Raw genomic sequence first — 14,080 nt, forward strand, 5'->3', positions numbered from 1 at the left:
ATCACCGCCCCTCCCCAAGAACGTGCGCCCGACAAGCACGCCACAACCCGCACCCGCCAAGCGCCCCAAACCTCGCAACCCGTAGCCCTGGGGGCTGGGCCTTGTTGTGGCGAGCAACCTCGATGCGCCCGAGGGAATCTGAAGGAGGGACCGAAGGTCCGGACGAAGATGACGAGGGGGAAGTCCGGAGCGAAGGCTCCGGACCGCAATCGTGGGCGCTCGCCACAACAAGGCCCAGCCCCCAGGGCGACCTACGAAGACACCCCACCCGCCCAAGCCCCCAGCCGGCGTATCATCCCCATAGCTCCCCAAACACCCCCAAAAAGACATCAACCATGGACGTCTACACCCGCCTACAAGCACTGCTGACCCAACACCAAGCCACCTTCCGCCTGATCTCCCACCCCGCCGCCGGCCGCTCGGTAGAAGTCGCCGCCGTCCGCGGCACTGCCGTCAGCCAAGGCGCCAAGGCACTGGTCTGCCGTGTCAAGATCTCGTCCAACCAACGCAAGAACGTCCTCGCCGTCTTCCCCGCCGACCAGCAGGCCGACCTGGAAGCCATCGCCCGCGCCGCCGGCGGCAAGAAAGCCTCGCTGGCCTCCCAGGACCTTGCCCGCGAACTCACCGGCTGCGAAATCGGCGCCATCCCGCCCTTCAGCTTCAACCCCGACCTGCACCTCATGGTCGACCCCACCCTGCGCCAACGCCACGATGAAATCGTGTTCAACGCCGGCCGGCTCGATGCCTCGATCCTGATGCGCACCGAAGACTACTTCCGGCTCGCCGCGCCGCAAGAAGCCCCGCTCATCAAAGGCTAGAACCCCCACGAACCCGCGCCCCGAGGCCGCCTTGTCCCGCCCGACCCACCCATCGCGCGCACGCGCTTCCAACATGCGCTGGCTCATGAGCCTGGCGCACATGGAGCCGTCGCCCGTCAGCCGCTGGGTGGCCCTGCGCGCCGCCCTGGCCATCGGCCTGCCCACCGCCGTCGGCCTGGTCCTGGACCAAAGCGCGGCCGCCGCCCTGGTCGCGCTGGGGGCCTTGCCCGCCATCACCGGCGACAACGGCGGCCCCTACCGCAACCGCGCCCTGTCCATCGGGTCCACCGTCTTCGGCGGTGCGCTGGGCTACTTCCTGGGCAACCTCCTGTCCGGCCACGGCCTCTGGAGCGCCGCCGGCATGACCGTGCTGGTGCTCATCGCCAGCCTTGTCGGCACCTTCAACAACATCGCCGCCGTCGCCACGCTGCAATTTGCCACCTACGTCATCGTCGGCACCAGCCTCACCTCGACCTTGCCGCCCTGGCTGCCGTCGGTGCTGGTGGGGGCCGGCGGCCTGTTCGGCCTGGCGCTCACGCTGCTGGGTTGGGTCGTCAACCCCATCGCGCCGGAACGCGCTGCCGTCGCCACCGCCTACCGCAAGCTGGCGGCCATGTTCGCGGCCATCGGCACCTCGCGCATCATGGCTGCGCGGCGCGACATGGAAGCCGCGCTGACCACCGCCTACGACACCGTGCTGGCCGCCCGCCGCCGCGCCGCCGGCCCATCGCCCCGGCTGGCCCGGCTGGCCGCGCAACTGCAAGCCTGTACGCCGCTGTCCGACGCCGCGTTGGCGCTGGCCCGCGCCGGACGGGTGCTGCCGCACGAAGGCGCCCGCGTCATGAACCACCTGGCCGACCGCGTCGAAAACGACGCCCCGCCCGCGCCCGCCGACGACATCGCCACCTTGCGCGGCGCGGGGCTGGATGCCCTGGCCGATGCGCTGGCGCGCGTGCAGCCGCTGCTGGACGGCAGCGGCCCCGCCCAGCCCGACGCCTTTCCGGCCCTGCCGCCCGCGCGCCCGCGTACCCCGTGGCGCGTGCTGGCGCGCACCTACCGGCCGGGTCCGACCACGGTGCGCTACCTGGTGCGGCTGGGGCTATGCCTGGTCGCCGCCGAAGTCGTCGCCCACGCCTTCGCGCTGCCGCGCTCCTACTGGGTGCCGCTGATCGTCGTGGTGGTGTTCAAGCCCAACTTCGGTTCGGTCTTTGCCCGCGCGCTGCAAAGCTGCGCCGGCAGCGTGGTGGGCGTGGCCATCAGCGCCACCGTGCTGGCGCTGGACCGCAGCGGCATCGCCAGCCTGGTCACCGTGGTGGCGCTGGCGGCGCTATTGCCGTGGTCGATCCGCCGCAACTACGGCCTGTTCTCGGCCATCTTGCTGCCCATCCTGATGCTGCTGATCGGCGCCCTGCAGCCGGGCAGCTGGCCCATTGCGCTGGCGCGGCTGGTGGATGTGGCGGTGGCCGCCGGCATCGTGCTGGCGGTGGGCTACCTGCCCTGGATGCGGCTGGAACGCCACAACCTGGACCAGGCCGTGGCCACGGCCATCGATACGCTGGCCGCCTATCTCAACACCGTATTCCAGGCCGATGGCGCCACCCGCCACGACCTGCGCGCGCAAGCCTATGCGCGGCTGTCGGACCTGCGCATCGCGCTGCAACGCGGCCTATCCGAACCGCGCCTGGTCAGCCGCCGGGCTTTGGCGTGGTGGCCGGTGGAAGTGGCGCTGGAACGCGTGGCCAACGCCATCTCGGACACCGCCTGGTCGCTGCCCGCCGACCAGACGCCGCCCACGCCCTCCGAACTGGCGCTACTGGCCGGCGCCTTGCATAACATGGCCGAGGCCGTGGCGCAGGGCGCCCCCGTGGCCGTTGATGTCATCGACGCGCCCGTGCCCGCGCTGCACGAAGCGGCCGCCGCCATCGAGTCCTTGCGCGCCACGCTGGCCGGCCCGGAATTCGCGACCACGCCAGGCAAGCCCGCCCCTTCCTCATCGAACGTCCACCAGGTCTGAACCATGTGTCTCGCCGTCCTGGCCCTGCACGCCGTGCCGGGCATCCCCGTCCTGATCGCCGCCAACCGCGACGAATTCCACGCCCGGCCCACGCTGCCCGCAGCGCAATGGCCGGACGCGCCCCACGTCTATGGCGGCCGCGACGGCCTGGCCGGCGGCACCTGGATGGGCGCGACCGCAGGCGGACGCTATGCCCTGGTCACCAACTTTCGCGAGCCCGGCCGGCAGATCGCCGACGCGCCTTCGCGCGGCGCGCTGGTCGAAGACTTCCTGCGCGGCACCGCCACGCCCGCCGAGTACCTTGCCGCAGTCCATGCCGCCGGCCAGGCCTACAACGGCTTCAACTTGATCGTGGGCGACGCCCGCGGCGCCTGGTACGCCAGCAACCGCGACGGCGCGCCGCGCGCATTGGCGCCCGGCGTCTACGCGCTGTCCAACCACCTGCTGGACACGCCCTGGCCCAAGCTGGCGCGCACCCGGGCGGCCTTCGAACGGGTGCTGCAGCACGATCCCCAGCCCGACCTGCCGGCGCTGTTCGCCGCCCTGGCCGACCGCCAGCCCGCCGACGATGCCGACCTGCCCGCCACCGGCCTGCCGCTGGATCGCGAAAGACTATTGAGCAGCCCGTTCATCATCAGCCCCAACTATGGCACCCGCAGTTCCACCGTGCTGGCGCTGCACGACGGCGGCGCGGCCGAGCTGACCGAAAGGCGCTTCGCCCCCGACGGTTCAGCCAACGGCGAAAGCGCCCTGGCCTTCGCCTGGCGCGACGGCGCGGCAAGCGATATCCTGAAATGAGCCTCGGAAACCATCCACAGGCATCCGTTTGCATCCGCGGCGAACTCGCCGCGCGCAAAACGGTCGAATTTCTGTCGCGTGATCAATCCGCAAGGAGACCCTTATGAACAAGCGCATCGAACGCTGCACCGTGGCCGCCGTGATGGCCCTGGGCAGCCTGGCCGTCGCCGGCATCCTGACCACCGCCCAGGCGGCCCTGCCCGCCGTCAAGCACCAGGGCAGCGTGCAGTACGTCAGCGGCGGCATCGGCCTGGACGAATCCGAAGCCCTCAAGGCCGCCGCCAAGGACTACCCGCTGGCCCTGACTTTCGCCGCCCAGCGCGACGGCAAGGCCGACTACGTGGCCAACGTCGCCGTCAGCATCCAGGACGCTCATGGCAAGCAGGTGCTGAAAGCCGAATCTGAAGGCCCGTACATGCTGGTGAAACTGCCGGCCGGCAGCTACAAGGTGTCCGCCACCTTCAACGGCAAGGCGCAAGATCGTGAAGTGACCGTGCAGAACAGCGGCACGGCGCGCGCCGTGTTCGAATGGAAGTGATGCAGCGCCTCGCGGCTTTCACGGAAACGATGCGGTGGGGCTGCGGCCCTTGAAGGCATGCGCCGCCGCTTCGATTTCGTTGGTCCAGATGCCGCCCGTATAGCCGGCGGGCACGCGGCGCATGTCGTCCGGCGTATCGATGCCGGTTGAAAAGCCTTCGCCGTGATAAGGCCCGATCAGGAACGGGACGCTGCCCACGTCGCGCAGGCGCGCCTGGAAACGCCCCGGCCAGCCCCACAGCCACGGCGCGACATTGATCGGCACCATCACAAGCATGCCGTGGCAGGCCTGCGGTACATGCCCCGACCAGCCCAGCGCCACGTAGCGCAGCAGGCAGGATTTCAGGCCGGACCGGGTCAAGGTCGGCACCTCCGGCGCCAACTGGCGCAGGCGCGCCATGGGCTCGTCGCCGCCATAGGCCATGAAGTCGCGCCGCCGCTCGGGCGTCATGGCATTGAGCACGCGGGCCAGGGCCTCGCCCTCGGCCGGATCACGGCTCTTGATGTTGACCAGGAAACGCTGGCGCGGAAAAGCAGCCAGCACCTCGTCCAGCGTCGGCATCAGCCCCACTCCAAGGCCACGGAACGGAAACGTCTTGCCGCCGTCCGCCGTGTAGCCATAGCCGATATCCAGCGCCTTGAGCTGGGCCATGGAATGGTCACGCGTCACGCCCTGGCCGTCGGTGCGGCAGTCCAGCGTCCAGTCATGGAACACCGCGAACTGGCCATCGGTGGTCGGATGCACGTCGATTTCGACGATGTCGGCGCCGGCCTGGACACTGGCGCGCATCGACGCGATCGTGTTTTCCAGGTAGCCGTGGACGGGCGGCACGATCCGCGTGGCCGTGCAGGTATCGGGCTGCATGCCGGCGGTGTCGTAGCGCTGCGCGATGCCGCGGTGCGCCAGCAGCGTTGGCAGCGCGCCCGGTTCAGGCGTCGTCCAGTCGGCGTTGGCCACATACACCAGCGCCACCGCCACGACGGCCACGCCCGCCGCGATACGCCGCTTGCGCACGCGGCTACACGCCCGAGAACAGAATGGCGATCGTAAAGCCCATGCTGATCGCCCACACCAGCGAACGCAGCGCGCCCCAGCCGGCCAGGTACATCGCCAGATAGCCCAAGCGCACGCCCAGCCAGCACGCCATCAGCGTGGCCACGTGGGCGGGCGGCGCCTGGGTGTACAGCGCGAACAGCACCGCGCCGAAAAAGAACGGCAGCGCTTCGAAGGTATTGATCTGCGCCGCGTTGGCGCGGGCGCGCCAGCCTTCCTGGCGGGCCAGCCAGGCGCGCGGATCGTTGTTGTCGAACTTCTTGCCGCCGGCCTTGGCCACGATCGTCGACACGAACGGCAGGATTGCTGCCGCCAACATCAACCAGGCGATCATTTTCATTGTTGCTCCTTGTGCGGGCAGGCCCGCCGATTCGCGGCCGGCCCTTGCCGCCGCTGCGGCATGGTCGCCTGAAAGCGCGGAAATGAAAAGCCCGGGGCGCTTACACTGGCTGCCGTTTCACCGCAGGAAGATTCATGCCGCTCGCCTCTCCCGGTTCGCTCTTGTTCCTGGCCGCCGCCCTGTTGTGGCTGCCAGCCACCCGCCGTTGGTCGCTGCTGCCGCTGGCCGCGGCCTACGCCTGGGCCTGGACCGAAGGCGCCATCGAGCCGCTGGCCCTGGCCTGGCCCACGCTGCTGTTCATGGCCGCCATGCTGGTCCGCCCGGCCTTACCGCCCGCCCTGCGCGCCGCCGGCCACACCCTGTTCCTGACGCTGGCCGTGCTGCTGTTCCTGCATTGGCTGCCGGGCTTTCGCAACCCGCTGGTCATCCCGCGCGCCGCGCTGACGCCCGACGCCGTGCCCTTCGGCATGTACCTGAACCTGGACAAGCCGCTGGTCGCATTCTGGGTCGTCCTGGCCGCCGCACCCGTCATGGCCGGCGCCAACGCGCGCGCCACGGTCGGCGCTGCGCTGGCCGCCTGCGCCGCCGCCATCGCAGCCTGCCTGGGGCTGGCCTTGTTGCTGGGTGTGGTGGGATGGGCGCCGAAATGGCCGGCGTCCGGCTGGCTTTGGCTGGTCAACAACGCCTTGCTGGTGACCCTGGCCGAAGAAGCGCTGTTCCGCGGCTATGTGCAGCAGCGCCTGGCGCAGTGCTGGCGCGGCCAGCGCTGGGGCGCGACGGCCGCGCTAGCGGTCGCCGCGCTGCTCTTCGGCCTGGCGCACTACGCCGGCGGCTGGCAGTGGATGCTGCTGGCAGGCATTGCCGGCGTCGGCTACGGCGTGGCCTATCGCCATGGCGGCCTGGCCGCCGCCGTGCTGGCCCACCTGGGCCTGAACGCCGCGCACTACGGGCTGTTCACCTACCCGATGCGCGCGGCCCTGCATTGAGACTCAGGCCGCCAGGGCCGGATAGTCGGTATAGCCGGCGGCGCCCGCCGAATAGAACGTCGACGAGTCCGGCGCGTTCAACGGCGCGTTCTTGGCGAAACGCTGCGCCAGATCCGGGTTGGCGATGTACTGCACGCCAAACGCCACCGCATCCACGCGGCCCGCTTCGATGGCCGCTTCGGCCGACTCACGCGTGTAGCCTTCGTTGCCGATGTACACGCCGCCGAACGCTTCGCGCAGTTGCGGGCCGATGCTGTCCGCGCCCTCGTGCTCGCGCACGCACAGGAACGCCAGGCCACGGCGGCGCGCCGCACGCGCCACATAGCTGAACGTCGTCAGCGGATCCGAATCGCCCATCGTGTGCGAATCGCCGCGCGGCGACAGATGCAGGCCGACCCGGCCCGCGCCCCACACGCTCACGCATGCGTCGATCACTTCCAGCATCAGGCGGGCGCGGCCTTCCAGCGAACCGCCGTAGCCGTCCGTGCGGTGATTGGTGCTGTCCTGCAAGAACTGGTCCAGCAGATAGCCATTGGCGCCATGCACTTCCACGCCATCGAAACCCGCTTCCTTGGCCAGCAGCGCGCCGCGGCGGTAGGCCTCGACCACGCCCGGCATTTCATCGGTTTCCAGCGCGCGCGGCACCACATAGCCGCGCTTCGGACGCACCAGGCTCACGTGCCCGTCCGCCGCAATCGCACTCGGCGCCACCGGCAGCTCACCGTTCAGGAACACCGGATCGGAAATCCGGCCCACGTGCCACAGCTGCGCAAAAATACGGCCGCCGGCGGCATGCACCGCGTCCGTCACCTTGCGCCAGCCCTTGACCTGGTCTTGCGACCACAGCCCCGGCGTATCGGCATAGCCCACGCCCTGCGGCGTCACCGAGGTCGCCTCGGTCAGGATCAGCCCGGCGCCGGCGCGCTGGACGTAATACTCGGCCATCAGTTCATTGGGCACCCGACCTTCGCTGGCCCGCTGGCGGGTCAACGGGGCCATGATGATGCGGTTCGGCAGGGTCAGATCGCCCACGCGCAGGGGTTCAAACAACTGGCTCATACAAACAATCCTTGCCCGGGGCTCGGGCGCTGGGTAGCGGCGGCAGGCTACATATCTTGGTTCAATTGCTGCAAAAACGCGGCAATCACGGCTTCATTGCGACGAAAGAACACCCACTGCCCCACCTTCGTGGGCGTAATCAGCCCCGCGCGCTGCAGCACCGCCAGGTGTGAAGACACCGTGGACTGCGACAGCCCGCAGCGCCCATCGATATGGCCCGCGCACACCCCGTTTTCAAAGGTATGCCCCGGCCGTTCCTCGAAGTGCGCTTCCGGCGTCTTCAACCACGCCAGAATCTCGCGGCGCACCGGATTGGCCAACGCCTTGAGAATGGCGTCGGCATCAATCACCGGAGCGGCCGCCGTAGCGGTGGAAGGAAGGGTCGTCATATTCAAATATCGCAATTTATCGAATCTTATATCGAGACATCTCGATATATAGTCATGCCCCTACAGGCCAAGGGGCTATCCACCCCCAAAACCGCCTACTCGCCCTGCACCCGCCCCCGCAACCGCTTCACCTCGCCATGCAGCACCTTGCGCTGCACCCGCCGCCGCTGCGAAGCCCGCGTCGGCTTCGTCGCCCGCCGCGGCTTCTCGACCTTAGCCGCCGCCCTGACCAGATTCACCAGCCGCTCGATCGCCTCGGCCCGATTCTTTTCCTGGCTGCGAAACGACTGCGACTTGATGACGATCACGCCATCTTTCGAAATCCGATGATCACTCAGCCCACACAAGGCATCCTTGATCTCGTCCGGCAACGACGACGCCCGCACATCAAACCGCAGATGCACGGCACTGGAAACCTTATTGACGTTCTGCCCCCCCGCGCCCTGCGCCCGGATCATCGAGAACTCGAGCTCGCGCTCGTCAATATAGAGAGAATCTTGAACATGAAACATAGCGCGAGAGTATATAAGCCTTCCCCACCAAGCCCGCTGGAACACAAGGGCACAACACAATCCAGCCCCAGCCAAGCCCTCCACCATCCCGCAAGCCACAACTCGCCCTCAAGGGCGGGCGCAAGCCCGCCACCGCCCCACCCCACGCCGGAATGGTCACCGCCCCCAACGACAGCACGCCCTACACCAGCGCGCAGCGCACCCTCGCCGACGCAAGACACCGCGTAAGCCGATGAGGCCGCCCGCGCGGCCGAAAGCGGCGGGCCCCGCAAACCTCTAGGCAAGCCCACAACCTGGCAGCGCCCCAATCCTCGAAACCCGTAGCCTGCGGGGCTGGGCCCTGTTGTGGCGAGCAACCTCGATGCGCCCGAGGGAATCTGAAGGAGGGACCGCAGGTCCGGACGAAGATGACGAAGGGGACGTCCGGAGCGAAGGCTCCGGACCGCAATCGTGGGCGCTCGCCACAACAAGGCCCAGCCCCGCGGGCGACCTACGAAGAACCAATCGCAGCAAGCAAAATCAACCACCCACCCAAGAAAACAAGCAAGAACAAATCCCCACCACCAGCAAGCCCAGAATCACCCATCCCCCAGAAAGACTAAAATACCCCGCTTTTGCCCCATTCCAGCCCCCCGCAAGTCCATGACCTACACCGCCAAAGAAATCTTCAAAACCCTGCAAGGCGAAGGCGCCCACGCAGGCCGTGCGGCGGTCTTCTGCCGGTTCGCGGGCTGTAACCTCTGGACCGGCCGCGAAAGCGACCGGGCCAGCGCCGCCTGCAACTTCTGCGACACCGACTTCATCGGCACCGACGGCCACGGCGGCGGCAAATTTGCCACCCCCGACCGGCTCGCCGACGCCATCGCCAACGCCTGGGGCCCGGACACCGCCAACCGCTACGTCGTCTTCACCGGCGGCGAACCGCTGCTGCAATTGGATGCGCCCCTGCTCGACGCCATCCATGCGCGCGGCTTCACCGTCGCCATCGAAACCAACGGCACCGTCAAACCGCCCCCCGGCATCGACTGGATCTGCGTCAGCCCCAAAGGCACCGCCCCCGTCGTCATCGAACGCGGCAACGAACTCAAGCTGGTCTACCCCCAGCCCAACGCCCTGCCGCCCAACTTCGAACACCTCGACTTCCAGCACTTCTTCCTGCAGCCCATGGACGGCCCCGCCCGCGTGGCCAACACCGAACAGGCCGTTCAGTACTGCATGCAGCACCCGCAATGGCGACTCAGCCTGCAGACCCATAAATACATAGGCATTCCATGATTTCCGTGACCCGCAGACTTGAATTCGACGCCGGCCACCGCATTCCCGACCACCGCAGCCAGTGCCGCAACCTGCACGGCCATCGCTACGTGCTTGAAATCACCCTGACCGGCGACATCGTCCAGGCCCCCGGCGAATCCGACAACGGCATGTTGATGGACTTCTCCGAAATCAAGCACATCGCCAAGACCCACATCGTCGACGTCTGGGACCACGCCTTCCTCGTCTACGAAGGCGACACCGCCGTGCGCGGCTTTCTCGATACCCTGCCCGGCCACAAGACCGTCGTGCTGGACCGCATTCCCACCGCCGAGAACCTGGCCGCCATCGTCTTCGACACCCTCGCGCCGCACTATCACGGCCACTACGGCGCCGACCTGCGCCTGACCCGCGTGCGCCTGTACGAAACACCCAACTGCTGGGCCGACTGCAACGGCTGATGCCCGCGTAAGGCAGCGCGCCTGATCCCCGGGCGGCCTATATGGCCGCCCTTTCCATTTCCAGACCGCCCCGGCTTTCCATTCGCGGAAAGCCCGCCCCCTATTCTTCCGATTGGAAAAATCTATGGAGATATTCGCCATTTTCAATTAATAGTAAGCTAATAGATAGGATACAATCGAATTCATGAACCCACCCACCGACTCCCAACTCATGGCTACCACCGCAAACCTGATCGTGCTGTCGCGCGCTTATCGCGGCGCGGCAGACAAGGCGCTGGCCGACTACGGCCTGTCGCAAGCCACGGCCTGGCCCGTCATCCTGACCGGCCGCCTGGGCGACGGCGTGCGCCAGGGCGCGCTGGCCGAAGCCCTGGGCGTCGAAGGCCCGTCGCTGGTGCGCGTGCTGGATCAACTGGTAGCCGCCGGCCTGATGGAACGCCGCGAAGACACCCACGACCGCCGCGCCAAGACCCTGCACCTGACCGAAGCCGGCAACGCCCTGCGCAAACAGGTCGAAGACGTGCTGGTGGAATTGCGCCGCCGCCTGTTCGACGGCGTCAGCGAAGCCGACCTGCAAGCCTGCCTGCGCGTGTTCGACACTTTGAAGAATGCGCTGGGCCGCGGCACGGCCGGTGCGCAAGAGGACCGGCGTCCATGACATTGCCGAACGTCCGCGAGACCATCTTTTCGCTCAAGAGCTATATCAGCGCCATCATGGCGCTGTATCTCTCGTACAGCATCGGCCTGCCCCGCCCGTTCTGGGCCATGACCACCGCCTACATCGTGGCCCAGCCCTGGTCCGGCGCCGTGCGGTCCAAGGCCCTGTACCGCCTCGTCGGCACCTTCTGCGGCTCGGCCATGACCGTCTACATGGTGCCGCGCCTGTCGAATTCGCCCGTTGTCATGACCGCCGCCATGGTGGCCTGGGTCGGCGCCTGCCTGTACCTGTCGGTGCTGGACCGCACGCCGCGTTCGTACCTGTTCATGCTGGCCGGCTACACCGCCGCCATGATCGGCTTTCCCAGCGTGTCCGACCCATCGCTGGTGTTCGACACCGCCCTGGCGCGTGTCGAGGAAATCAGCCTGGGCATCGTCTGCGCCACGCTGATCCACAGCATCGTGCTGCCGCGCGGCCTGGCGCCCGCCCTGACGCTGCAGCTGGACAAGGCCGTGCGCGACGCCAAGCTCTGGATCCACGACACCCTGAGCGGCCAGAATGCCGAACAGAAAGATCGCGACCGCCGCGTGCTGGCCAACGACATCACCCAGTTGCGCCTGTTGTCCACCCACGTGCCGTTCGACACCAGCAACTTGCGCTGGACGGCCGGCGCGGTGCGCGCCATGCAGGACCAGATTTCCGCGCTGACGCCCGCCGTATCCGCCGTCGAAGACCGCATGCGGGCCTTGCAGGCCAACGACCAGCCGCTGCCCGAACCCGTCTCGCAAGTGCTGGCCGACATCTCGGAATGGATCAATGCCGGCGCCAAGGCCACCCACGAAACCGCCGTGCAACTGCGCGCCGCGGTCACCCAGCTGACGCCCGACATCGACAGCCGTTCAAGCTGGCGCGATGCGCTGCTGGCCAGCCTGATGGCGCGGCTGCGCGAACTGATCGACACCTACGACGCCTGCCTGGCGCTGCGCCGGGAAATCCGCGCCGGACTGGCCGGCGCCCCGCTGCGCGCGCCCCGCGCCGAACGCGCCGCCAACAACAACAGCACGCTGCACCGCGACCACGGCATGGCGCTGCTGTCGGCCCTGGCGGCGGGCGTGGCCATTTCGGTCGTCTGCGCCTTCTGGATCGGCACGGCCTGGAGCAACGGCGCCACCGCCGCCATGATGGCCGCCATCTTCAGCTGCTTTTTCGCCTCGCAGGACAACCCCGTGCCCGGCATCATGCAGTTCCTGGTCTACACGGTGTATTCCATTCCGCTGTCGGCGCTGTACCTGCTGGGCATCATGCCCGCCATCCATTCGTTCGAGATGCTGGCGCTGGCGATGCTGCCCACCGCTTTCGTGCTGGGCGTCTTCATCGCGCGGCCCGCGTCCACCGGCAAGGCCATGGCCGTGCTGTTCGGGTTTCTGGGCACCATGGCGCTGCAGGACACCCACACCGCCGACCTGGTGTCGTTCATCGACACGCAGGTGGCGCAGTGCATGGGCGTGGGCGCGGCCGCCATCATCGCCGCCATCTTCCGCACCGTCAGCGCCGACTGGAGCGCCCGCCGCATCCAGGCCGCCAACTGGAAAGAACTGGCCGTGCTGGCAAGTTCGCCGCGCGCCCCGGCGCGCCACACCTACGCCGCCCGCATGCTGGACCGCATCGGCCTGCTGCAGCCGCGCCTGGCCATGGCCAAGCGGCCCGACGACCTGGTGGCCGCCGACGCGCTGAAAGACCTGCGCGTGGGCCGCGACATCACCGAATTGCAGCACGCCCGCCGCCACCTGCCCATGGCCGACGCCACCATCGCCCCGGTGCTGGCCAGCCTGGCGCAGTTCTTCCGCGCCCGCTCGTCGTGGCGCGCCGGTGAAAAGACGCCGGACATGCTGGCGCAGATCGACCGCGCGCTGGCCAGCGTCTCGGCCACGCCGGCCGGCACCGCCGCCCGCGACCGCGCCGTGGTGGCCCTGGTGGGCCTGCGCCGCGCGTTCTTCCCGGACGCGGCCGACTATCAACCCGCCCATCCCACGCTGGAAACCCCATGATCGGCGAATTCAACCTCTACGGCATTTACTTCCCCTGGCTGCTGGTGCTGGGCGTGGTCACCCTGGGCGTGGCCTGGGCCGTGCGCCGCGTGCTGGCGCGCGCCGGGCTGTACCGCCTGGTGTGGCACCCCGCGCTGTTCGACCTGGCGCTGTTCGTGGTGCTGCTGTACGGCGTATCCCTCATTTCCCCTTATTTTCTGCAGAGATAGGTATGAAACTCCCCAATGCCCTGCGCCCCGCCGCCATCGGCAAATTCGCGCTGACCGCCGCCGTCGTGGTGGCCGCCGTGGCCGCCGGATGGCAGCTCTGGGTGCACTATGAAGTCGAACCCTGGACCCGCGACGGCCGCGTCAAGGCCTACGTGGTGCAGGTGGCGCCGGACGTGTCCGGCCTGGTCACCGCCGTGCCCGTGCACGACAACCAGGACGTCAAGGCCGGCGACCTGCTGTTCGAGATCGACCGCGCCCGCTTCCAGCTGGCCTTCGACCAGGCGCAGGCGTCCGTGCACTCGCAACAGGTGGCGCGCGAACAAGCCATGCGCGACGCCAAGCGCAACCGCTCGCTGGGCCAACTGGTGGCCGCCGAAGCGCTGGAACAAAGCCAGACCAAGCTGCAGCAGACCGAGGCCGCACTGGCCCAGGCCGAAGTGCAGTTGAACACCGCGCGCCTGAACCTGGAACGCAGCCGCGTGCTGGCCGTGACCGACGGACGCATCACCAACCTGGACCTGCGCGCAGGGTCGTACGCCACCGCCGGCCGCGGCGTGATGGCGCTGGTCGATTCCAGCTCGTTCTACGTCGAAGGCTACTTCGAGGAAACCAAGCTGCCCGGCATCCACGAAGGCGACCCCGTGACCGTCACGCTGATGGGCGACAGCCGCCAGATCCGCGGCCACGTCGAAAGCATTGCCCTGGGCATCGCCGACCGCGACCGCAGCACCAGCGCCAACCTGCTGCCCAACGTCAACCCGACCTTCAACTGGGTGCGGCTGGCGCAGCGCATTCCGGTACGCGTGAAGATCGACGACGTGCCCGAGGGCGTGCGCCTGGTCGCCGGCCAGACCGCCACCGTGGCCGTGGGCGACGCCGCCGCGCCGCGCCAGGCCGAGCCCGCGGCCAAGCAGCCGTCCTGATCCCCGCGCCACTTTCTTCA

At 68.4% G+C, this 14,080-nt stretch carries 16 protein-coding genes; 11 read left to right on the forward strand and 5 right to left on the reverse strand.

All coding sequences use genetic code 11. The features are described from left to right. Positions 1-335 precede the first annotated feature (335 nt). The 4 genes from U858_RS0128060 to U858_RS0128075 all read left to right on the forward strand — a co-directional run bounded on the left by U858_RS0128060 (position 336) and on the right by U858_RS0128075 (position 4,168). Positions 336-818 carry a YbaK/prolyl-tRNA synthetase associated domain-containing protein gene (locus tag U858_RS0128060; protein WP_025140438.1) on the forward strand — a complete coding sequence of 161 codons (483 nt, stop codon included), beginning with the start codon at positions 336-338 and terminating at the stop codon, positions 816-818. A 73-nt stretch (positions 819-891) separates the two neighbouring features. Next, positions 892-2,832: an FUSC family protein gene (locus U858_RS0128065; RefSeq protein ID WP_042885694.1), complete on the forward strand. Its 1,941-nt coding sequence runs from the start codon at positions 892-894 to the stop codon at positions 2,830-2,832. 3 nt (positions 2,833-2,835) lie between these two features. After that, the gene (locus tag U858_RS0128070) at positions 2,836-3,630 is read left to right on the forward strand and encodes an NRDE family protein (protein WP_025140440.1); all 795 of its coding nucleotides are present in this window, start codon (positions 2,836-2,838) and stop codon (positions 3,628-3,630) included. Positions 3,631-3,733: 103 nt separating this feature from the next. Next, positions 3,734-4,168 carry a carboxypeptidase-like regulatory domain-containing protein gene (locus U858_RS0128075; RefSeq protein ID WP_025140441.1) on the forward strand — a complete coding sequence of 145 codons (435 nt, stop codon included), beginning with the start codon at positions 3,734-3,736 and terminating at the stop codon, positions 4,166-4,168. Positions 4,169-4,186: 18 nt separating this feature from the next. Here the strand turns inward: U858_RS0128075 and U858_RS0128080 are convergent, their stop codons facing one another. Continuing rightward, on the reverse strand, positions 4,187-5,182 hold the full coding sequence (locus U858_RS0128080; protein WP_025140442.1) for a glycerophosphodiester phosphodiesterase family protein: 996 nt from the start codon (positions 5,180-5,182) through the stop codon (positions 4,187-4,189). Between the two features lie 4 nt (positions 5,183-5,186). Further along, positions 5,187-5,561, reverse strand: a complete 375-nt coding sequence (locus U858_RS0128085) for an MAPEG family protein (protein WP_025140443.1) — start codon at positions 5,559-5,561, stop codon at positions 5,187-5,189. Between the two features lie 134 nt (positions 5,562-5,695). On the opposite strand from U858_RS0128085, the gene U858_RS0128090 reads away from it, so the two are divergent. Continuing rightward, positions 5,696-6,547 carry a CPBP family intramembrane glutamic endopeptidase gene (locus U858_RS0128090; RefSeq protein ID WP_025140444.1) on the forward strand — a complete coding sequence of 284 codons (852 nt, stop codon included), beginning with the start codon at positions 5,696-5,698 and terminating at the stop codon, positions 6,545-6,547. 3 nt (positions 6,548-6,550) lie between these two features. Here the strand turns inward: U858_RS0128090 and U858_RS0128095 are convergent, their stop codons facing one another. The 3 genes from U858_RS0128095 to arfB all read right to left on the reverse strand — a co-directional run bounded on the left by U858_RS0128095 (position 6,551) and on the right by arfB (position 8,507). After that, positions 6,551-7,606 carry an alkene reductase gene (locus U858_RS0128095; RefSeq protein WP_025140445.1) on the reverse strand — a complete coding sequence of 352 codons (1,056 nt, stop codon included), beginning with the start codon at positions 7,604-7,606 and terminating at the stop codon, positions 6,551-6,553. 47 nt (positions 7,607-7,653) lie between these two features. After that, the gene (locus U858_RS0128100; protein WP_025140446.1) at positions 7,654-7,995 is read right to left on the reverse strand and encodes a helix-turn-helix transcriptional regulator; all 342 of its coding nucleotides are present in this window, start codon (positions 7,993-7,995) and stop codon (positions 7,654-7,656) included. Between the two features lie 95 nt (positions 7,996-8,090). Continuing rightward, the gene (arfB, locus tag U858_RS0128105; RefSeq protein WP_025140447.1) at positions 8,091-8,507 is read right to left on the reverse strand and encodes an alternative ribosome rescue aminoacyl-tRNA hydrolase ArfB; all 417 of its coding nucleotides are present in this window, start codon (positions 8,505-8,507) and stop codon (positions 8,091-8,093) included. Between the two features lie 642 nt (positions 8,508-9,149). Between arfB and queE the strand changes: the two genes are divergently transcribed. The 6 genes from queE to U858_RS0128135 all read left to right on the forward strand — a co-directional run bounded on the left by queE (position 9,150) and on the right by U858_RS0128135 (position 14,060). Next, positions 9,150-9,782 carry a 7-carboxy-7-deazaguanine synthase gene (gene queE, locus U858_RS0128110; RefSeq protein WP_025140448.1) on the forward strand — a complete coding sequence of 211 codons (633 nt, stop codon included), beginning with the start codon at positions 9,150-9,152 and terminating at the stop codon, positions 9,780-9,782. Next, positions 9,779-10,222, forward strand: coding sequence for a 6-carboxytetrahydropterin synthase QueD (gene queD, locus U858_RS0128115; protein WP_025140449.1), 444 nt, complete (start codon positions 9,779-9,781; stop codon positions 10,220-10,222). The genes queE and queD overlap by 4 nt, the downstream gene beginning before the upstream one ends. A gap of 184 nt (positions 10,223-10,406) precedes the next feature. Further along, positions 10,407-10,880, forward strand: coding sequence for a MarR family winged helix-turn-helix transcriptional regulator (locus tag U858_RS0128120; RefSeq protein WP_025140450.1), 474 nt, complete (start codon positions 10,407-10,409; stop codon positions 10,878-10,880). Then, on the forward strand, positions 10,877-12,928 hold the full coding sequence (locus tag U858_RS0128125; RefSeq protein WP_025140451.1) for an FUSC family protein: 2,052 nt from the start codon (positions 10,877-10,879) through the stop codon (positions 12,926-12,928). Before U858_RS0128120 ends, U858_RS0128125 begins: the two co-directional genes overlap by 4 nt. Continuing rightward, positions 12,925-13,137: a DUF1656 domain-containing protein gene (locus tag U858_RS0128130; RefSeq protein WP_025140452.1), complete on the forward strand. Its 213-nt coding sequence runs from the start codon at positions 12,925-12,927 to the stop codon at positions 13,135-13,137. Before U858_RS0128125 ends, U858_RS0128130 begins: the two co-directional genes overlap by 4 nt. A gap of 2 nt (positions 13,138-13,139) precedes the next feature. After that, positions 13,140-14,060 carry an HlyD family secretion protein gene (locus U858_RS0128135; protein WP_025140453.1) on the forward strand — a complete coding sequence of 307 codons (921 nt, stop codon included), beginning with the start codon at positions 13,140-13,142 and terminating at the stop codon, positions 14,058-14,060. The last annotated feature ends 20 nt before the right edge of the window (positions 14,061-14,080 follow it).

The sequence above is a fragment of the Achromobacter sp. DH1f genome (assembly GCF_000633435.1).
In the GTDB taxonomy this organism is placed as follows: Bacteria; Pseudomonadota; Gammaproteobacteria; order Burkholderiales; family Burkholderiaceae_B; genus Achromobacter; species Achromobacter deleyi.